Origin of the sequence: Paenarthrobacter sp. A20 (genome assembly GCF_024168825.1) — a bacterium.
Lineage (GTDB): Bacteria > Actinomycetota > Actinomycetes > Actinomycetales > Micrococcaceae > Arthrobacter.
In genome coordinates this window covers 2401808-2418583 of record NZ_JALJWH010000001.1, presented here as the reverse complement: position 1 = coordinate 2418583, position 16776 = coordinate 2401808, and the positions used below count along the sequence as shown (strand labels likewise).

14 protein-coding genes and 1 tRNA gene are annotated in these 16776 nt (G+C 63.6%); 7 read left to right on the top strand and 8 right to left on the bottom strand.

The features are described 5' to 3' along the window. Positions 1-2: 2 nt before the first annotated feature. A complete protein-coding gene (locus J3D46_RS11430; RefSeq protein ID WP_231342090.1) occupies positions 3-1283 on the bottom strand; it encodes an AI-2E family transporter in 1281 nt (426 codons plus the stop codon). A gap of 64 nt (positions 1284-1347) precedes the next feature. Continuing rightward, on the bottom strand, positions 1348-2298 hold the full coding sequence (locus tag J3D46_RS11425; protein ID WP_253467225.1) for an aldose 1-epimerase family protein: 951 nt from the start codon (positions 2296-2298) through the stop codon (positions 1348-1350). Between the two features lie 98 nt (positions 2299-2396). Between J3D46_RS11425 and galT the strand changes: the two genes are divergently transcribed. The 3 genes from galT (at position 2397) to J3D46_RS11410 (ending at position 6006) form a co-directional block, all read left to right on the top strand. Next, positions 2397-3548, top strand: coding sequence for a galactose-1-phosphate uridylyltransferase (gene galT, locus J3D46_RS11420; protein WP_253467223.1), 1152 nt, complete (start codon positions 2397-2399; stop codon positions 3546-3548). Further along, positions 3545-4705 carry a galactokinase gene (gene galK / locus J3D46_RS11415; RefSeq protein ID WP_253467220.1) on the top strand — a complete coding sequence of 387 codons (1161 nt, stop codon included), beginning with the start codon at positions 3545-3547 and terminating at the stop codon, positions 4703-4705. Before galT ends, galK begins: the two co-directional genes overlap by 4 nt. A 62-nt stretch (positions 4706-4767) precedes the next feature. Next, the gene (locus J3D46_RS11410; RefSeq protein ID WP_231342099.1) at positions 4768-6006 is read left to right on the top strand and encodes an acetyl-CoA C-acetyltransferase; all 1239 of its coding nucleotides are present in this window, start codon (positions 4768-4770) and stop codon (positions 6004-6006) included. Positions 6007-6084: 78 nt separating this feature from the next. Here J3D46_RS11410 and J3D46_RS11405 read toward each other — a convergent pair whose 3' ends face one another. After that, positions 6085-6996 carry a Bax inhibitor-1/YccA family protein gene (locus J3D46_RS11405; RefSeq protein ID WP_231342101.1) on the bottom strand — a complete coding sequence of 304 codons (912 nt, stop codon included), beginning with the start codon at positions 6994-6996 and terminating at the stop codon, positions 6085-6087. Positions 6997-7471: 475 nt separating this feature from the next. Between J3D46_RS11405 and J3D46_RS11400 the strand changes: the two genes are divergently transcribed. From J3D46_RS11400 to J3D46_RS11385, 4 genes are read left to right on the top strand one after another with little or no spacing between them, the layout of a single operon-like run. Further along, positions 7472-8749: a branched-chain amino acid ABC transporter permease gene (locus J3D46_RS11400; protein ID WP_253467218.1), complete on the top strand. Its 1278-nt coding sequence runs from the start codon at positions 7472-7474 to the stop codon at positions 8747-8749. A 9-nt stretch (positions 8750-8758) separates the two neighbouring features. Then, the gene (locus J3D46_RS11395; RefSeq protein ID WP_159698011.1) at positions 8759-9727 is read left to right on the top strand and encodes a branched-chain amino acid ABC transporter permease; all 969 of its coding nucleotides are present in this window, start codon (positions 8759-8761) and stop codon (positions 9725-9727) included. Next, positions 9724-10716, top strand: coding sequence for an ABC transporter ATP-binding protein (locus tag J3D46_RS11390; RefSeq protein WP_231342103.1), 993 nt, complete (start codon positions 9724-9726; stop codon positions 10714-10716). Before J3D46_RS11395 ends, J3D46_RS11390 begins: the two co-directional genes overlap by 4 nt. Further along, positions 10713-11483, top strand: a complete 771-nt coding sequence (locus tag J3D46_RS11385) for an ABC transporter ATP-binding protein (protein WP_253467215.1) — start codon at positions 10713-10715, stop codon at positions 11481-11483. Before J3D46_RS11390 ends, J3D46_RS11385 begins: the two co-directional genes overlap by 4 nt. Before the next feature lie 59 nt (positions 11484-11542). Here the strand turns inward: J3D46_RS11385 and J3D46_RS11380 are convergent, their stop codons facing one another. From J3D46_RS11380 to J3D46_RS11360, 5 genes are all read right to left on the bottom strand, one after another. Beyond that, on the bottom strand, positions 11543-12481 hold the full coding sequence (locus tag J3D46_RS11380; protein ID WP_253467212.1) for a lipid kinase: 939 nt from the start codon (positions 12479-12481) through the stop codon (positions 11543-11545). 111 nt (positions 12482-12592) lie between these two features. Then, positions 12593-13948: an ABC transporter substrate-binding protein gene (locus J3D46_RS11375; RefSeq protein ID WP_231342432.1), complete on the bottom strand. Its 1356-nt coding sequence runs from the start codon at positions 13946-13948 to the stop codon at positions 12593-12595. Positions 13949-14171: 223 nt separating this feature from the next. Next, a tRNA-Leu gene (locus J3D46_RS11370) sits at positions 14172-14245 on the bottom strand. 21 nt (positions 14246-14266) lie between these two features. Further along, on the bottom strand, positions 14267-15187 hold the full coding sequence (locus tag J3D46_RS11365) for an N-acetyltransferase (RefSeq protein WP_231342434.1): 921 nt from the start codon (positions 15185-15187) through the stop codon (positions 14267-14269). A gap of 119 nt (positions 15188-15306) precedes the next feature. Then, on the bottom strand, positions 15307-16761 hold the full coding sequence (locus J3D46_RS11360; RefSeq protein ID WP_231342437.1) for an NAD(P)/FAD-dependent oxidoreductase: 1455 nt from the start codon (positions 16759-16761) through the stop codon (positions 15307-15309). Positions 16762-16776 lie beyond the last annotated feature (15 nt).

Here is a 16776-nt window from a genome sequence, read left to right as displayed (position 1 = left end):
GACTATTCTCCTTTGGTGGTGTCGGCGGCAGGGTCCTCAGCAGAGGGGCGTCCTGCGGCCTTGTTCTTGCCTGCGATGCCTCTTCCGAGGCGGGATTCGGGCTTGGGGAGGTGAACCTCCTTGAAGTTGGCGTCTTCGGCCGGCCCCGCAGAAGCGGTAGCCGGTTGAAGCTCCAAACCGCCCAATCCTTCATCATGTTCCCACGTCCGCCCGGCAATGTACCGAACCGCCGTATTTACTACGGCGAGCAACGGGACCGCGAACAGTGCTCCCGGGATGCCTGCGAGGTAGGAGCCCGCGGCCACCGAGAGGATCACGGCTACGGGGTGCAGCGACACGGCCTTGCCCATCACCAGCGGCTGCAGGATGTGGCTTTCGAGCTGCTGGACCAGCAGGACGATTGCCAGCATGATGAGCGCGTTGATGGGCCCGTTGGCTACCAGCGCAAGAAGCACCGCAATGGCTCCCGTAACAAGGGCACCCACTACCGGGATGAAGGAGCCGATGAACACCAGGACTGCCAAGGGAAGTGCCAGGGGAACCTGGATGATGGCCGCACCCACACCAATGCCCACAGCATCCACGAACGCCACGAACATTTGGATACGCACGTAGCTGACCATGGACGTCCACCCACGACGCCCGGCGCCGTCAGTGGCCTTTCGCGCGGTCCTGGGCAGGAGACGGACCAGGAAGGCCCAAATGCGGCTGCCCTCGAGCAGGAAGAAGATGAGGATGAAGAGTGCCAGGACGAGTCCCGCGGCAAAGTGTCCGGCGGTGCTGCCAAAGGACAGGGCGCCACTGAGGATGCTGCTGCTGTTGTTTTGCAGCGCGTTGGCGCCATCGGCAATGTACTGGTCGATTTGGTCTGCCGTCAGGTGGAGGGGACCATCTGCCAACCACGTCTGGATCTGTTGGATTCCGGCCAAGGCCTCCTGCCAGAGCTCGCCGAAGCCGGAGGCAAGCTGCCTTCCCACCAGGGCGAGCGCGCCGGCGATGACGCCGATGAAGGCCACTACGGTGATGGCGACGGCAGCCCCGTTAGGCACCTTGCGGCCGCGGAGCCAGGCCACCACCGGATACAGCAGGCCGGCCAGAAGGGCAGCCACCATGACCGGGATGATGAGGAAGCTGACCTTGCCCAGCAGCCAGACCAAGGCGCCGATCATGAGCAAGATCAGTCCTGCCCGCCACGACCAGGCAGCAGCAATGCGCACCCCGTAGGGGATGTCTTCGGCAATTTGGCGGTCAGAGCGGGATTTGGCGTCCGGTGTTGGCGTCATGAACCCATAATTCCGTAGGCCACGCCGTATGGGAAACCGGCCCGCGCGGCAGGCATAAAAACGCCTAGAGGGATGCGGTGATCCCCCACGTCATCGTGAACGTCTCAGCAGGAGCCAGCCACCGCAGCCCGTCGCCGCTGTTGAAGGCGTTCGCCGGGCCGGTCATAGGTTCAATGGCAACTGCTTTGGAGCGGCCGGGGAAGGTGTCGGTGACGAAAACGTGGACGTATCGGCAGTTCTCGTCCTGCTCGAGGCTCACGCTGCGCCCATCCGGCGCGGTCAGCGTGTGGCGGGCCACGCCGCCGTCGTACGTCAGGTCCGTCAAGGCGACATCAATCAACAGATTCCCGACGGCGGTACCGGCTGAGAGGTCGTACTCGCCCTCCACCGCAGCGGTGCTGCGGGGAATCAGTCGCTCGTCGGCCACCAGCCGGGTCTTTGCCTGCACCCTCAGGACCAGGTCCTCTGGGGCGACGTCCCCAAGGCGAAGGTATGGATGCGCTCCGAGAACATAGGGCGCACTCTCCTGGGAATCATTGACCAAGGACTGCCAGACGCGGAGGTCCAAAGCTTCATCCAGCTCGTAGCGAACCTGGTGCCTTACCAGGAAGGGGTAGCCGTGCTGCGGAAAAACGGTGGCCTCCAGCGTCACGGAGAACTCGGACTCGTCCACCAGGGAATACGCAGTGTTGCGCAGCAGGCCGTGGCTGGCGTTGTTGCGTGGGACCTCGGTGATGTCGAGCTGCTGCTTCCGGCCGTCGAGGTGCCAGACGCCGTCTTCCACCCTGTTTGCCCAGGGCGCCAGGGTGATGCCCGTGGCGCCGGGAGGAATCTCTTCGTCGCCGTAGCTTTCCGTCAGCTGCACGCCGCCCTTGGAATAGAGCCGCAGGCCTGCCGCGAGCTCGGTAATGACGGCGAGCGCATCGCCGCGACGGATTTCGAATTGACGGCCGGTGGCGAAACGGCGGGGTTCGGATTGGAGTGCGTTTTCAGCAGGCGATGGCGAGGCAGGCATGGCAATACCGTACTGCATGACGGAAACCGCCCCGATTCCCGAATGTTAGCTTTTGTTAGAAACTATGCGTTTTTGGTCACTTGTGGAATAATGGATCCATGAGTCGCATCACCAGCACCCGCCTCGCGGACAGCCGCGAGCTGATCTACTTCGACGACCCCCGAACCCCGGAGCGAACACCGGAATCACTGGTGGACCACCGCGAGCTTCCGGCGCGCGGAGAGCCCGGCGAAGTCAGGTATGACGCCCTGTCAGGTGACTGGGTGGCAGTAGCGGCCCACCGCCAGGCCCGCACGCACCTTCCCCCTGCCGACCAGTGCCCCATTTGCCCCACGACCGCAGCGAATCCTTCGGAAATTCCGGCCTCGGACTATGACGTCGTGGTGTTCGAGAACCGCTTCCCGTCACTGGGGCCGGCCCTTGGCGACATTCCCCCGCTCCCGGCACCGGGCACCAGCGGCCATGGCACTACCGGCCCCGCCTACGGCCGCTGCGAAGTTGTTGCCTTCACCCCGGAGCACACGGGCTCCTTCGCTGAGCTTGGCGAGACGCGCGCCCGCACGGTCATAGAGGCCTGGGCGCAGCGGACGGAGGCGCTCAGCGCACTGCCGGGCATCAAGCAGGTATTCCCCTTCGAGAACCGCGGCGCGGACATCGGCGTCACCCTGCACCACCCGCACGGCCAGATCTACGCCTACCCGTACGTCACGCCGCGCGCCGCCCAGCTTGGCGCCGTGGCCCGGAAGTATTACGACGACGTCGACGCTAAGGAAACGCTGGCGGCCTCGCTCCTCAGGGCCGAACGTGAAGACGGCAGCCGCATGGTGCTGGAGGCCGAACACTTCAGTGCCTACGTCCCCTTTGCAGCGCGTTGGCCCCTGGAAATCCATTTGGTCCCCCACCGCAGCGTCCCTGACCTTGCGGCCCTTACGGGCGAAGAACGCGATGAGCTCTCGCACGTCTACCTTGACCTGCTCAAGCGCCTCGACTCCCTCTACCCCACGCCCATGCCGTACATCTCGGCATGGCACCAAGCACCGCTGGATCCGGCACTTCGTCCTGCGGGCCAGCTTCACCTGCAGCTGACCTCGCCCCGCCGCGCTGCCGATAAGCTCAAGTACCTGGCCGGCTCAGAGGCCGCCATGGGAGCGTTCATCAACGACACCACCCCGGAAGCCGTTGCGGAGCGCCTCCGCAGCGTCGCCGCAGCACCGGCATCGCCCAAGACCCTGGAAGGCACCCGAGCATGACCACCACGACAGATACCGGCGTCCTCGCCGCCCGCTTCCAGGAAACGTTTGGCGCAGCTCCCGACGGCGTGTGGCAGGCACCGGGCCGCGTCAACCTCATCGGCGAGCATACGGACTACAACGAAGGCTTTGTGTTGCCCTTCGCCATCGACAAGACCGCCAAAGTGGCGTTGCGGGTACGCGACGACTCCACGGTGCGCCTGCTGTCCATGTTCGGTGGCCATGGTTTGGTGGAAGCTGACCTCTCCGACCTGGAGCCGGGCACGGGAGAAGGCTGGTCCCGCTACCCGCTCGGTGTTGCCTGGGCGTTGAAGGAGCGCGGCATCGACGTGCCCGGCTTCGACCTCCTGCTCGACTCCGATGTGCCCTTGGGCGCCGGCCTCTCTTCCTCCCACGCCATTGAATGCGCCGTCATCAGCGCCCTGAATGATGTGACCGGAGCCGGCCTTCCGGCCGAGGAACTGGTGCTGGCTACCCAGCGTGCCGAAAACGTGTACGTTGGCGCACCCACTGGAATCATGGACCAGTCAGCCTCCCTGCGCGGCGCCAAGGGACAGGCCGTCTTCCTGGACTGCCGCGACCAGCACGTGGACCTGGTCCCGTTCGACGCAGAGGCCTCAGGGCTCGTGCTGCTGGTCATCGACACCAAGGTGTCGCACTCGCACGCCGACGGCGGTTATGCCTCCCGTCGCGCTTCCTGCGAGTTGGGCGCCGAAATCCTCGGGGTCAAAGCACTGCGCGACGTCGGCGTTGAACGTTTGGAGGAGGCCTCCGGGTTGCTGGATGAGACCACGCTGAAACGCGTCCGCCATGTCGTCACCGAAAACGACCGCGTGCTGCAGACCGTGGAAGTCCTGGGCAGCCAGGGTCCCGCCAGCATCGGTGGCCTTTTGGATGCCAGCCACGTTTCGATGCGCGACGACTTTGAGATCTCCTGCCCTGAGCTGGACCTCGCCGTGGACACCGCGCGAGCCAACGGCGCCATCGGCGCCCGCATGACCGGCGGCGGTTTCGGTGGCTCAGCCATCGCACTTACTCCAGTGGGCCAGGAGCGGCAGGTGCGGGACGCCGTCGTGCGTTCCTTCGCGGAGGCGGGCTACACCGCACCGGACATCTTCACCGTGACTCCGGCGGCGGGCGCCCGTCGTTTGGCCTGACGTCAACCCGCTTTCCAGCAACCGCCCGGCGCCCCTACAGGCGCCGGGCGTAAGCTGTGGCCATGACTGAGGCTGTGATTGTTTCCACTGCCCGAAGCCCTATTGGCCGGGCTTTCAAAGGCTCGCTCAAGGACGAACGCCCCGACGACCTCGCAACCGCCATGGTGCAGGCCGCCCTCGCCAAGATCCCCGGTTTTGACCCCGCCTTGGACGACGGACGAGGCCTGGACGACCTCCTCCTGGGCTGTGCAGAACCCAGCGGAGAAGCCGGGTCCAACATGGCCCGCGTGGTTGCCGTCCTCGCGGGGCTCGACCGAGTTCCGGCGGCCACCATCAACCGTTTCTGTGCATCGAGCCTGCAAACCCTGCGAATGGCCTTCCACGCCATCAAATCCGGTGAGGCCAACGCGATCGTCTCCGCCGGAGTGGAGAGTGTCTCCCGATACCAGAATTGGGCGGGCGCCGGCGAAACGGATACCGCCAACCACAACCCACTCTTCGAATCGGCGGCCCAACGCACGGCGTCCCGTGCAGCGTCCAACATTCCGTGGACCGATCCCCGACTGGGCGGCCGCTTGCCGGACATTTACCTTTCCATGGGACAGACCGCCGAGAACGTCGCCACCAGCTACGGCATTAGCCGGACCGAGCAGGACGAGTGGGGCGTACTGAGCCAAAACCGCGCCGAGGCTGCCATCGCTTCAGGCTTCTACGCCCGGGACATCACGCCGTACACCCGCAAAGACGGCATAGTGGTGGAGCGGGACGACTCTCCCCGTGCGGGCGTAACCCTCGACGCCGTATCAGCGCTGCAGCCCGTCTTCCGCCCCGAGGGGACGGTCACCGCCGGCAATGCGTGCCCCCTCAACGACGGCGCCGCGGCGGTGGTTGTCATGAGCGATACCCGGGCACGCGAACTGGGCCTGGAGCCCCTGGCCCGCGTGGTGTCTACCGGCGTGAGCGCCCTCTCCCCCGAACTGATGGGCATGGGGCCCGTGGAGTCCTCCCGGCGTGCATTGGCGTTGGCTGGGATGACCATGAACGACATCGACCTCGTGGAGCTCAACGAAGCCTTCGCCGTGCAGGTGGTGGCAAGTGCGCGTGAGCTGGGCATCGACCCCACCAAGCTCAACGTCCATGGTGGCGCCATCGCCCTGGGACACCCCTTTGGCATGACCGGTGCGCGGATGACCAGCACGTTGCTCAACGGACTGAAGGAGCGGGACGGAACGTTGGGGCTTGCCACGCTCTGTGTTGGCGGCGGGCAGGGAATGGCCGTGGTTTTCGAGCGCCTGAGCTAGGCCGATGGCTGGCCCGGACACAAAAATGCCCCCGAAGACTCTTCGGGGGCATTTCAGGTGTGACGAACTCCGGTGGAGTTAGTCGTCGCCTCGCAGAATTGCCAGCAGGCGGATGATTTCAACGTAGAGCCAAACCAGGGTAACCGTCAGGCCGAAGGCCGCAACCCAGGAGTAACGCTCCGGGGCGCCGGCGCGGACGCCTTCTTCGATGCTGGTGAAGTCCATGATCAGCGAGAAGGCTGCAAGGCCAATGGCCAGGATGCCGATGAAGACACCCAGCGGAATGCCGGCAATCGTCATGCTGGTGCGCAGGCCGAAAGGCTCCTGCACGGCGCCGGTCCACATCATCACCATGTTGATCAGGGCGAAGACTGCGTAACCGATGGTGGCGATCATGAAGAAGCGCACCATCTTGGGGGTGGCGCGGACCTTGCCGCTCTTGAACAGCACCAGGGTGACGCCGAAGACGGCCAGCGTGCCGATGACGGCCTGGAGGCCGACGCCGGGGTACATGCCATCCAGGATGCGGGTGAGGCCGCCGAGGAACAGGCCCTCAAGACCGGCATAGGCGAGAATCAGTGCCGGTGACGGCTGCTTCTTGAAGGTGTTGACCAGGGCGAGAACGAATCCGCCCAGCGCACCAACGATCATGAGCATGGTGGAGAGGGCGGGAGCGACGAACAGCGTGACGCCGGCGCCAAGAACCAGGACCACGAGGCAGGCGACGGTCTTCATGATGACGTCGTCGTAGGTCATGCGCCCGGTGTCGGCGGGACCAGCCGAGGGCTGGTTGTACATCTGCTGCAGTTGCTCGTTGGTCATGTTCTGCTGCTGGGCAGACCAAGCGGCCTGGCCGTCCATCACCTGGCCAGGCGCCCGGCCGGGTGCCTGGTTAAACTGCTGGCCGTACGGGTTCTGCGGTACAGGCGGGGCCTGCTTTGCTCCACGGAAATTCTTTCCGTTGAAGACTGGGTTTCCGCCAAGTGCCATTGCGGGTGTCCTCCTGAAAAAGGGCTAAGTGATAATTCACGGTACCAATTACCACGCGCGCGCGGGAGGGAAAGTTCCCTTGTTCACCCAGACGAAACGCAACCGTGACACGAAAACGCCAGAGTGGCAGGGGCGGGTATCAGCCTGACCGTTTAGAAACACCCTCAAACAACAAAGGTTTACTTAAGCCCAGCTACATCACAAGTTGCCTATAGCTTCACAGTTGTTATCCGATCGCGATGTTTGCACCCCCGAACTGGGCGTTTATTCAGCCCACCGAGCGGTAACATAGGCCACACATGGGTGACTTAGATCACAATCGAGGCAGCTAGGCAAGAACTGTTCACAAGCCCCATTTACCGTTCGCACCGGCTGCAAAGGCGCAGCCGGGACCACCCCCACTGTGGAGGTTTCCATTTTGAGAAGCACACTGCGCGACCCGTCCATCAGACGGTCCAAGGGACTGCAGAGAGTCGTGGGGGCGTTTTTCGCAGCCCTCATCGCCGCCCTGCTGATCGCCGCCCCTTCGGCACAGGCAACCACCCCTTCGCCTTCGCCGTCACCGACGACATTCCAGAACAACATCAGCGGTTTCCTCCGCGACGACGCCCGGGCCCCCATACCGGGCGTCAAGGTCAAGGCCTCAGGCAACGGGTTCGAAGGTGAAGCAACCTCCGGAGCCAATGGAGCGTGGACCATCGGTGTTCCTGTCCAGGGCACCTACACCATCGAGCTGGATACCTCCACCTTGCCGGAGGGCATCGCACTGGCCGAGGGCCAGGACAATCCCCGCGATGTCACGTTCAGCCAGACCTCCAACCTGTCGGTGATCTTCGCCTTTGGCGAGGGCATCGTGGTCCAACAGCAAGACTTTGGCCAAAACCTGCTGAACCGGCTTGTTGCGGGCCTGAGCTTCGGCCTCCTCCTTGCCCTCGCCTCCGTTGGCCTCTCCTTGATCTTCGGAACCACGGGCCTGACCAACTTCGCCCATGGCGAGATGGTGACACTGGGCGCCGTCCTCGTCTTCATGTTCAACGGTTTCGGACTCCCCTTCTGGCTGGCGATCCTGCTGGCACTGGTAGGCGGGGGGCTCTTCGGCTACGTCCAGGACGCCGGACTCTGGCGTCCACTCAGGAAGCGCGGCTCCGGCCTCGTCCCGATGATGATCGTCAGCATCGGCCTCGCATTGGCCATCCGCTACGTCATCCAGTTCTTCTTCGGCGGCGCGACACAGCAGCTGCCCGGCGCGCAAAGTGCAGAGATCCAGATCGGGCCTGTGTCCATATCGCCGAACAACCTCTGGTCGCTGATCATCAGTGCTGTGGTCATCGCCTTGATCGGCATCGTCCTGCTGAAGACCCGCCTTGGCAAGGCAACCCGCGCTGTAGCGGACAACCCCGCACTGGCAGCCGCGTCGGGCATCGACGTCGACTCCGTGATCCGCATTGTCTGGATCGTCGGCGGTGTCCTTGCCTCCCTCGGTGGCATCCTGTGGGCGTACTACCGCCCAGGTGTCACCTTCGACATGGGCTCGCAGATCCTGCTTCTCATCTTCGCCGGCGTGACGCTGGGTGGTTTGGGAACCGTCTTCGGTGCCCTGATCGGCTCGATCGTCGTCGGCATCTTCGTGGAACTGACTACCGTGTTCGGCCTTCCTGCCGACCTCAAGTACGTCGGTGCACTGTTCATCATGATTGTTGTTCTATTGTTCCGACCGCAGGGTATCCTCGGCCGGCGTGAGCGTGTGGGTTAGGAGCGGGCCATGGACTTCGGATTCATTTTCTCCAGCGCCCTTGGCGAATTGTTCAGCCCGACGACGGCGGCGTACGCACTTGCCGCTTTGGGCCTCGCGGTTCACTTCGGCTACTCAGGCCTGCTGAACTTCGGCCAGGCCGGCTTCATGGCCGTTGGCGCCTACGGTTTCGCCATCTCAACCCTGAGCTTCGATGCCCCGTTCTTCCTCGCATTGATCATCTCGGTTCTGTGCTCGGTGATTTTCGCCTTCATCCTCGGTATTCCCACCCTCCGGCTTCGTGCCGACTACCTGGCCATCGTCACCATCGCGGCGGCGGAAATTGTCCGTTACGTGGTCACCACCAACCAGCTCACCAGCGTGACAGGCTCGGCCAACGGTTTGGCAGCGTTTGAGAACACGTTCTATGCCATGAACCCCTTCCCCGAAGGGTCCTACATGGGCATGAACAACCGCGACTTCTTCATCCGCGTGGTCGGCTGGGGACTCGTGATCGTGTGCTGTGTGCTGGTATGGCTTCTGATGCGCAGCCCGTGGGGCCGCGTCCTGAAGGGCATCCGCGAAGACGAGAACGCCGTGCGCTCGCTCGGCAAGAACGTCTACGCCTACAAGATGCAGGCACTGATCATCGGTGGTGTGCTGGGCGCTTTGGCGGGCATGATCTTCACGCTCCCCCGCGGCGCTGTCCAACCGTCCAACTACGGCACGGAGCTGACGTTCTTCCTGTGGACCTGCCTCCTCCTCGGTGGCATGGCCACTGTCCTGGGGCCGGTCATCGGAGCCATGATCTTCTGGGTTGTCCTGTCGCTGACCCAGAGCCTGCTCTACGGCCTTATCGAATCAGGGGCAGTCACCTGGCTGACCACCGTCCAGGCCGGCCAGTTGCGCTACATCCTGGTGGGCGTTGCGCTGATGCTCCTGATGATCTTCCGCCCGCAAGGCGTCTTCGGCAATAAGAAGGAGCTTGCTTTCGCATGAGTGAGACCAACGAACGCAATACCGAAAATATCGACTACATGACCGATTCGCGGCCCATCGCGGTCGGGGAAAACACTCCCGGCTGCAAGAAGCGAGATCCCATTGTGGTGGCAGAGGACGTCACCCGGTCCTTTGGCGGCATCAACGCAGTGGACGTCGAGTACCTCGAGATCCCGCGCCACAAGATCACCGCTTTGATCGGCCCCAACGGTGCAGGCAAGACCACCCTGTTCAACCTGCTCACGGGCTTTGACACGCCCAATACGGGCAAGTGGCAGTTCGAAGGCAACAGCCTGGCCGGCGTTTCCTCCTACAAAGTGGCACGCATGGGCATGGTGCGCACGTTCCAGTTGACCAAAGTGATGGGCAAACTGACCGTCATGGAGAATATGCGCCTCGGCGCAGCGGACCAGCCAGGTGAACGGCTCTCCAAGGCCCTGTTCAAGGGCATGTGGGGAGGCCGTGAAAAGGAGATCACCGCCCAGGCCAACATCCTGTTGGAGAAGTTCAAACTGGACGCCAAGAAGGACGACTACGCTGCCTCCCTGTCGGGTGGCCAGCGAAAGCTCCTGGAAATGGCGCGGTCCCTGATGGTCCGGCCCAAGCTGGTGATGCTCGATGAGCCCATGGCCGGCGTAAACCCTGCGCTGACACAGTCGCTGCTGGACCACATCAAGAACCTCAAGGCTGAGGGCATGACAGTGCTCTTTGTTGAGCACGACATGAACATGGTCCGGCACATCGCTGACTGGGTTGTTGTCATGGCGGAAGGCAAGGTGGTGGCCGAAGGGCCTCCGGGCGAAGTGATGAAGAATCCTGCCGTCATCGACGCCTACCTTGGCGCCCACCACGACGTGGACCTCGGCGACGCAGAGGGCATTAAGGTGCTCGAGGCAGAACTTGAGGCCGACGAAGAGTCGGTGGTGGGTACTGAAGACGCCGGAATCCTCTCCGACATTGTCGAAACCAAGAAGGAGGATGGGAAATGAGCAGCCCCGCCCCAATGCCCGCCTCGGCAGATGCCCCCGCTGGCGATTCGGTCGTCAAAGTCACCAACCTCGTGGCCGGGTACATTCCCGGCGTCAACATCCTCAATGGATGCAGCATCGAGGCCCGCAAGGGTGAGTTGATCGGCATCATCGGCCCGAACGGCGCCGGCAAGTCCACCCTCCTGAAGGCCATGTTCGGCCTCGTAAAGGTCCACTCCGGCACCGTCGTGGTCCGAGGGCAGGACCTCACGGGTTTGAAGGCCAACAAACTGGTCACCCAAGGGGTCGGCTTCGTTCCGCAGACCAACAACGTGTTCGCTGCGCTGACCATCGAAGAGAACCTCCAGATGGGCATGTTCCAACGGCCGAAGGACTTCTCTGAGCGGTTCGACTTTGTCACCAGCCTTTTCCCGGAGCTGGGAAAACGGCGTGCCCAGCGGGCAGGGTCACTCTCCGGAGGTGAACGCCAGATGGTGGCCATGGGCCGGGCGCTCATGATGGATCCGGCCGTGCTCCTCCTCGACGAGCCGTCGGCAGGCCTCTCCCCCGTCAAACAGGACGAGACCTTCCTCAGGGTCCACGAGATCAACCGTGCCGGCGTCTCGGTCATCATGGTGGAACAGAACGCCCGCCGCTGCCTGCAGATCTGCGACCGCGGCTATGTGCTGGACCAGGGCAAGGACGCATACACGGGTACCGGGCGTGAGCTCATGAAGGACCCCAAGGTCATTCAGCTCTACCTGGGCACCCTGGCCGACGAGGTCTAACTGCGCCAGTCCCGAAGGCCTGGTTCCGGTGTCGCACCGGAACCAGGCCTTCGGTGTTTTCAGCCGCGTCCCTCAAACGTCGCGCTGCTGCTGTTCCGCGGGACCACCACATGCACCGCATTCCGTTCAACAGCGAAGTCGGTGGGTGTGCTGGTGGCGATCTCGCCGTCGAGGTTTACCGGCAGCGGCGGAGTGGTGACCAGCCTGACACTCCGGCTGGTGAGGTGGTACACCTGCTCGTTTTCCACAAATCTGCCGTTCTTGAGCGAACGCGCGATCCTTGCCTGCTGCCGCAGGGGCGCAGCCAGAATCGCATAGATGTCCAAGGTGTGATCGTCGATCCCGGCGGTCGGAGAGACCGCGTTGCCGCCGCCGTAGTACCTTCCGTTTCCCACTGCCACCTGAAGCAGGTTCTCCAGCTCCACGGGTTCGTGATCCCCTTCCGGAAATTCAAGGCGGGCCTGGAAGGGCTTGTGGCCGGCGAAGGAGCGCAGCGTAGCCACTCCATATGCCAAGGGCCCGATGAGGCGCTTGAGGCGCGGACTGAGGGCTTGGGTGACTGCCACGGACAGGCCGGCTGAAGCCACGTTGAGGAAGGGCCGGCCGTTGGCCCGCCCGAGGTCGATGTCCACCACTTTCCCCTCCGCGAGGGCAGCGCATGCCCGGCTCAGGTCCGGAGGAATTTCCAGCGTCCGGGCCAGGTCATTGGCGGTGCCCAGTGGAAGGACGCCCAGCACCACGTCCTTACCCGCCACGAGTCCTGCAGCGGAGGCAACAGTTCCGTCGCCTCCCCCAACCACCACAAGATCGTGACCTTCGTTAACGGCCCGTTCCAGGGTCCGGCCGAGGTCCCCGCCTTCAGGCACCGCATACACAGCGGAGACCGGGAGTTCCGCCTTTGCCAGGCTTTCGGCCACCAGCTTCTGGGCAGTGGAACCTTTGCGTGAACCGGCGTTGATGACCACGGCGATGGAGCGTGCTTCCCGGGTTAGCTTCATGAGGACATGGTAGGTCGGCCGCCTGTGTGATGGCCGTGTTAACCCGGAACAGGCCCCCTTCCACGTGAGGAAGGGGGCCAGTTACCGACTGCGGTTTAGATCAGTTGCGGCTTAGAGCTTGCCGAACTCTTCACGGACCGGCTTGTAGGTGTTGTCGTCCTGGTATTCGTAGATACCGATGTACGCCTCGGTGGGGTCACCGGCGTCGGAGAACGTGACAGGACCGGACTGGCCGTCGTAGTCGATGTCCTTGCCCTCGCGGAGCAACGTGACACAGGCTGCGAAGCTGGTGCACTTCTCGCCGCCTTCAGAGACTTCCTTCAGCTTGGCTGCGATGTCCGTACCCTTGGTGCTCTTGGCGGCTTCAGAGGCCAGCGAGATCAGGTTCACGGCATCGTAGGACTCGCCTGCGTAGCTGTAGTCCTTCAGGGCGGGATCAATCGCCAGGAGCTTCTTCTTGAAGTCGTCCTTGGCAAACGTACCGGGAATGGTTCCCTGTGCGCCCTTCATGGTGCCGGCCTGGAAGTCCTTGCTGTAGTCCGAGGTGTTGCCATCAACCATGAACAGCTGCGTGGGCTTGATACCCTTGCCGGTGATCAGGGGCACGATGCTCTTGGCCTGGTCAAAGGTAATCAGGGCGATGGCGTCCGGCTTGGCTGCGAGGACCTTATCCACCTGGCTGCTGAACTGGGAGTCACCCTCGTTGAAGAGTTCTTCAGCAACTACCTTGCCGCCGGCAGCCTCGAAGGCTTCCTTGACGTTCTTCTGGAGTCCGGTGCCGTAGGCGTCGTTCAGAACGATCATGCCAACAGTCTGGGCACCACAGGTAGCCATGTAGTTTCCAAGGACCTTGCCCTGCAGGACGTCGGACGGTGCAGTGCGCCAGTAGAGGCCCTTGTCGTCCCACGTGGTGAAGTCAGGAGAGGTGTTGGCGGGCGAGAAGTGGATGACGCCGGCGCCGGTGATCTGGTTGATGACCGTCTTGGAAACACCCGAGGACGCCGCACCGATGACAGCGCTCACGCCCTGGCCCAGGAGGGCCGTGGTGGACTGGGTGGCAATGTCCGTCTTGGTGTCACCGGAATCGCGGTGAACCACAGAGACAGGGGCGCCCAGGACGCCACCGGCGTCGTTGACTTCCTTGATGCCGAGGTTGACACCGGCAATTTCGGGCGGGCCGAGGAACGCCAGCGACCCCGTCGTCGGCAGGAGCGATCCAAGTTTCAGCGGTGCGTCAGTGGTGGTGGTCGAGGGAGGTACTGGTCCCGTGGTGGTGGCAGCCTGGCTGTTGCCGGCTCCCGCCCCGCCGCTCGGTGCCGGGCAGGAGATGCCTGCTGCGGCGGCGGAAGAAGACCCAGTCTGGGTAGGAGTCGAAGACCCACCACAAGCTGTGGCCAAGAGAGCGACCCCAATGCCAAGCGCGGTTAGCTTGGCGGCTCGGGGCGCCGCTGGGGAAAGATCAAACATTCGTTGTCTCCTCGATCGAAAGGTGCGAACTGCCTTTGATGCGATTACTCAGGTGTTCCTGATTAAGACTCAAACTAATGCAATTGGGCGGCGAACATAAGTGATTCAGGTCACATCCCTATAACACTCGTTGCCTGTGGGGAATCTACGAGCCAGCTGGGAATTTGCGCGGAAGATGACACACGCACAGCGGAAGGGAGAATAAGCTCTCACCTGCCGTCCGTGCCCCAGGTGGGACTCGAACCCACAACACGCGGATTTTAAGTCCGCTGCCTCTGCCAATTGGGCTACTGGGGCGCCCGCACCATGGTATCCCAGCTATAGCCCGTTGAACGGCTCCGCGTAGCGGAAGGTGCCCCGGACGCCGTCGGGCCATTCCGGCAGGGTCAGCAACTGGAAGTGGTCGCCCCACATCGCCTCAGGCGGTTGCACACCCACAGAGGTGGCAGGCACGTAGCCGAAGCGTGGGTAATAGAGCGGACTGCCCAGCAGTGCGATTCCGGGTTCTCCACGTGCTGTGGCGCGGGCCGCGGTCTCGCGCATCAGGGCTGAACCGACCCCCCGCTTCTGGAAGTGGGGAAGCACGCCTATGGGGCCGAGGGCAATGAGCTCCAGCTCCCCGATCCAGCCCCGCGTGCTGATCGCGTGGCCCACAATCTCCCCACCCATTTCCGCCACGATGCTGAACTCCGGAATGTACTCCGCGCACTCGAACAGCTCGCGCAGGAGCCCGACTTCGATCGGCGTGCCCTCGACAGGTTCGCCCGTCACTGGTGAGACGGCGAACGCGTTGGCTGTCAGCTCCAGGATCTCTTCCCGGTCCTCGGGCCGCTCAGATCGCAGGACGACACCACGAGCAAGCAGCCGGAGGACGTCCATGGCCCGTTCGGCATCGGCGGAAGGCACCAGGAGGTGGTCATGGTGGAAGCCGGCCAGGACATTGCAGCTGATCCCGGCGTGCGTCAACGCGGCGCTGACGGCAGCGGTGAGTCCTACGGCTTCAAGGGCCGAATGGACCTGGAGCGTGATCCACGTGGCGACAAAGTCGTACCTCAGGCCCAAAGAGTCCGCTTCGTCCCGCCGCAGGACAACCGTGAGGCCCTCGGCTTCGCGAACTGCCGCTTCGACGCCGCCCTCCAGGGGCCTGCCGTGCGGCCACAAGGCGTAAACGTAATCGCCCTCGCGGGCCACGGGGTGAAGGGATTCCAGCAGCGTCTTCAGATCGGTTTCACCGGACATGAAGACAGTCTAGGGGCGCAATGACCCGCGACCACCGTAACGCTACTGCTTAAACGCCGACGGCGACCACTCCCTGAAAGGGGGCGGCCGCCGTCGTGCGTGAACCAGTCGTGCGTGAACTACTTGGCGTCAGCAGTGACCGGAGTCTTGACTTCTTCGGCAACAGGCTTGGCTTCTACAGGAGCCGGAGCGGCAGCGGGCTTGGGAGCCGGCGTCGCTGCGGCCACGAAGGCACCGCGCGGGTTGTCGAGATCGATCAGCTGCGTGGTGTCGCGGCCTGCGAAGAAGGCCAGGATCCAGCCGAAGACAACGCGGAACTTGCGCTCAACCGTGGGCATGGCCATGCCGTGGTAACCACGGTGCGCCAACCAGGCGAGGCCGCCCTTGAGGCCGATGCGGCCGAGCAGGTTGATATTGGCAACACCCTTCCACTCGCCGAAGCCGGCAACAGCACCAAGGTTCTTGTGCTTGTAGTCGTGCAGCGGCTTGTCCCAGCGTGAAGCCCACAGGTTCTTGGCGAGCTTCTTGGCCTGACGAAGAGCGTGCTGGGCGTTGGGGACGCAGGTACCGTCCGGCAGGCCCTTGCCCGTAAGGTCCGGAACAGCGGCGATGTCGCCGGCTGCCCAGGCGTTCTCCACGATGCCTTCGTCGCCTGCGATGCGCAGGTCCGGGAGGACGCGGACGCGGCCACGCGGTTCCAGCGGGAAGTCGGTGGAGCGGATCATCGGGTTGGCCTGCACGCCGGCAGCCCAAACCAGGGTGTCTGCTTCAACTTCCTGCGCCGGGGTCTTGTCCGGGAGGTTGATCAGCTTGAGGTTGCCCTCGGCGCTGTCAAGGGAGGTGTTCAGGAGTACTTCGATGCCGCGGCTGCGGAGGTGCTCCACAACCCATTCGGCCTGCGAAGCGGTGACCTCGGGCATGATGCGGCCCATGGCTTCGACGAGGATGAAGCGGACTTCTTCCTGGCGGATGCGCGGGTTGTTGCGGACTGCGGCGCGGGCGAGGTCTTCCATTTCGGTGAGGCACTCGATGCCGGCAAAGCCGCCACCGACAACCACGAAGGTCAGTGCCTTGGCGCGTTCCGCCGGGTCCGTCATGGTGGAAGCGGCTTCAATGCGCTCCAGGACCTTGTTGCGCAGTGCAACGGCTTCCTCGATGGTCTTCAGGCCGATGCCCTTGTCCGCGAGGCCCTTGATGGGGAAGGTACGGGTGATGGCGCCTGCTGCGATGACAACGTCGAAGTACGGGATTTCGAAGTTCTCGCCGCCATCGGACGGTGCGATGACCGCAGTCCGGTTGGCGTGGTCGATGCTGGTGACGCGGCCCTGGATGAGCTCAGTCTGCTTCAGGTGCTGGCGGTGGGAGACGACGGCGTGGCGTGCCTCGATGTTGCCACCGGCCACCTCCGGAAGGAAGGGCTGGTAGGTCATGTACGGCAGTGGATCAACGACGGTGACGATGCCGCCCGCGTTCGCGATCTTCTTCTGCAGTTTGAGGGCTACGTACAGGCCGACGTAACCGCCGCCGACGACGAGGACCCGGGGACGGTCAATGAGCTCAGGGGTGGTTGCCATGAATCCAGAGTACAG